We start from the raw sequence: 3,410 nt of genomic DNA on the forward strand, positions 1-3,410 counted from the left end.
TGCTGCTGCTGCCCCTGCTCCTGCTGCTCCTGCTGCTGCCGCTCCAGCTCCTGCTGCCCCTGCCCCAGCTGCCCCTGCGCCTGCTGCTCCGCTTGCTGCTCCAGCTCCTGCTGCACCTGTTCCAGCGCTACCGCCAGATGTTGCTCCTGCTGCACCTGCCCCTGCTTCTGCTGCAGCGTTTGATACTACTGTGCTTGCCATTATACCTGATAGCAACAAAGCTACTGCTCCTAAACTTAGAAACTTTTTCATAACAAATCCTCCTCTAAAGTGATAAGATAATTATAAGTCTATAAATATGAAATGTCAAGTTTTTAATACCTTGAAAAATCGTGATAAAGCCGCATCTTTGTATTTCTTCCTATGTAGTTAAATAACTCATCATAGTGGTATATATCTTGAGCAACGTCTCTAGACCACGGGGTTAAAGAATAGTTGTAAACGGTCCTCATATCTCTTCCTTTGAAAAGCCTAAAGGGTATAGAAGCTGCTATCCCAAAGTTGTGGTAACCTATGTTGTATGGGTCGGTAAATATGTTTGTATTGGTAAAGCTATACCAAGCCGATAAAGTAACTCCCTTTATAACTTTTGAGACTCTTATCATGAAGCCTTTGTCTCCGGCTAAAAACCTTCCATATTTTACATCTACAAAAGCATTTCTCACAAAAGGTATGTAGTAGCGCATCCTTAAAAACTCTGTATGATAGTATTTTTTGGCGTAGGGCTGATGAGAAAATTCAAATGGATTGTTTATAGATCTCTTTTTTACAAGACTTCCGCTTACGCCCAGCAAGAGCTTACCGTGAAAAAAGGGTTTTGCTATCTCTGTATCAAGACCGCTATACTCTATCTCAAGTATGCCAGCCGTTAGCCTTGTATATACGTTTTCTGGGAATTTAAATATCTGATTATAAAGAAGGTTATCTAAAGCAAACTTGTGTTCAAGATAAAATGGCAAATCGCTTCTTACTGGTATAGAAAGAGGTTGGTTTATAGTACCTATGTTGTTTATAGGATAGTAGCTCGCCTCTGTGAAAAATGTACCACCTTTCCACGGTCTATATTTAACACCTGCTGTAAATCCAATTCTATATCTAAAAAATCCAGATGGGTCGTTTAGGAAAGTCTGCAAAGAAGGCTTTAGTTCAAAAGTAAACCTATGGGGATAAAGCATAGGGGCATTTATGCCTTTGTATATATCAGTACGGAGTTTTGATAGGTACAAAAACTGCCATGTTTTGAGCTTTCCATTTATATAGTCATCTATATTTCTTTTAGTAGTGTCAAACTCCAATATAGGTATTTGATTTTGAGCCAAGATTATATGGACTTTTTTGATAGGCTTATTTTTTATAGTAGATAAAATCTCTCCTATTACTTTTATAGCTTTTGGTGTATAAAAATACGTATCGTTTTCGGCTTCTAGCCAAAGATTATCGTTTACCATCCTTATCTTTATATTTCTAAAACCTGATTTGTAAAGAGCAGCAGCTAGTCTTTTTTCAAAGTTGTTGTAATATTTCTTTTCGTCTTCGTAAGTGACTATATGGTCTACTATTGGTATCATAGGTCTTCCTATGGTAAAAGGCATAGAGATGTTAAAACCATACGTATCTCCTCTTTGGTATGTGAGGTCTACTTCTACCAAGCTTGTAAGGTTTAGCCTAAGACCTATGTTGTAGTGAGATTTTGGTGGTTTTCTTTCAAAGTAGAAACTTTGGGCTGGATCAGATGTATCGTGTGTGTATTCTGTGGGGTCGTATTCTAACATCAAAGCCCATTTTTTAGAAGGAGAAAACTGAAATCCCCAAAAAAAGTTTGACTGCCTTAGCCATGTCCTTGGATGTTCAAACATTTGAAGGTTAAATTTGCTACCTCCTACAGGTAGTGGTTCTTTTCCAAGCCTTCCGTTGCCAAGACCCACAGTGAAATCAAACGGATAGATTTTTTTGCTAAGGGCAATATATTGACCTGAATACCGCTTCACCTGACCGTAAGGGTCTATGAGACCTATAGCCACAGCGGGAGTGTATTTACCTTCTTTGAAAAGCTGATATTTTATATCTATAGATTTGTCTTTATAGCTTCCGTATCCTGATACACCAAAGGCTTTAAAGCCATTTATCTGAGTGACAAGGGCATTTAGTTCAAGACCCTTCATAGGGCTTATAGTAAAATAGTAGTGGTTGTAAGGAGTATCGTTGCTAACGCCTATTCTAAATGTGTGTTTTTTCATAACCCTTGCAGTGGGGATAGACATAAGTCCTGTGACACCGTAGTTGTTTGGTGAGTGCAAAAAGTGTTCAAAGGCTTTTGAGTTTGTAGAAAATATTAAAAAAATTAATATAAAGAGAAAAGCCCTACTTTTAAAGCTGTAGGGCTTACATATTTTTTCCATCTTAATAAAGATGTATTGCTATACCTGCTGTGACCGCTATGTTCATAAGTATTTGAGTTATGTCTTTTATGTTTCTAAGCCAAGGAAACTCTTGGAGCTTTTGTGGGACTACTATAGTATCTCCTGGCCATATCTTGTTTTGATCTTTTCTAAAAGCCGTAAACTCCCAGCTTTTCATAAATGGATTCCAATCTATAAAACCTTGATGTGGTTTAACAGCCATTCCGTTTGCTTTGTATATATATACACCAGAGCTATCTGCATCAGCTTCATAGCCACCAGCCATCCTTATGTAATCTCTCCATGTATAATGAGGGTTGTAAACGTAGGCCCCCGGTGACATGACAGCTCCCACTACGTTCACAACATCGTTTCTTGTGGGTATGTATAAACTATCGCCATTTTTCAAGACTATATCTTGGCTTGAACCCTTTAAAAGCCTTATAGGCTCTAAGTCTATCACCACTCTTCCGCTTGCTTTTATAGATTTGAGCGATGATACGAAAGCTTGTTCACTTTGGATATACGCACTGTTTATACTAGCCTCTCCAGAAGATACAGCGCTTGATATAGATCTTGCGTTTGATGCTAAAAGCTCTTGCTCTAATTTATTTATCATCATATTTATACTTTTTTGCTGTATTGCCTGCACACTTTTCCTTGTGAAAACAGCCCCTCTTAAGTAAGCGTTTTTGGTATATCCGCCTGCTCTTTCTAAGACAGAGGAGAGCCTTTCACCAGGGTATATAGGGTAAACACCAGGATATCTCACCTGACCACCTATGTATACATATCCATAACCTTGGAAATCTGGTATCGTTTTTACAAATATATAATCTTGAGGTTCTAATGTTATATTGTCTTTGGGATTACCTTTTAAGGCTTTTGATATATTTATATGAAAGATTTTATACTTTGGGCCTTCTTTTGTTATAATCATCCTTGTAATTTCTGCTTTATCAGAAGCGTAGTATAGAAGTCCACCGGCTTTTTCTATTATAGATTTTATTG

The 3,410-nt window shown here is 37.9% G+C and carries 3 protein-coding genes; all 3 read right to left on the bottom strand.

The features are described from left to right. The coding region (locus tag ACP5S8_RS07915) for a hypothetical protein (protein WP_461876405.1) at window positions 1–252 on the bottom strand (252 nt) is incomplete at its 3' end. 62 nt (window positions 253–314) lie between these two features. Next, complete coding sequence (locus ACP5S8_RS07920; RefSeq protein ID WP_461876406.1) at window positions 315–2,399, bottom strand: YjbH domain-containing protein; 2,085 nt, start codon at window positions 2,397–2,399, stop codon at window positions 315–317. Window position 2,400: 1 nt separating this feature from the next. Beyond that, a partial coding sequence (locus ACP5S8_RS07925; RefSeq protein ID WP_461876407.1) for an SLBB domain-containing protein occupies window positions 2,401–3,410 on the bottom strand: 1,010 nt, incomplete at its 5' end.

Source organism: Hydrogenobaculum sp. (assembly GCF_049967395.1).
Lineage (GTDB): Bacteria > Aquificota > Aquificia > Aquificales > Aquificaceae > Hydrogenobaculum.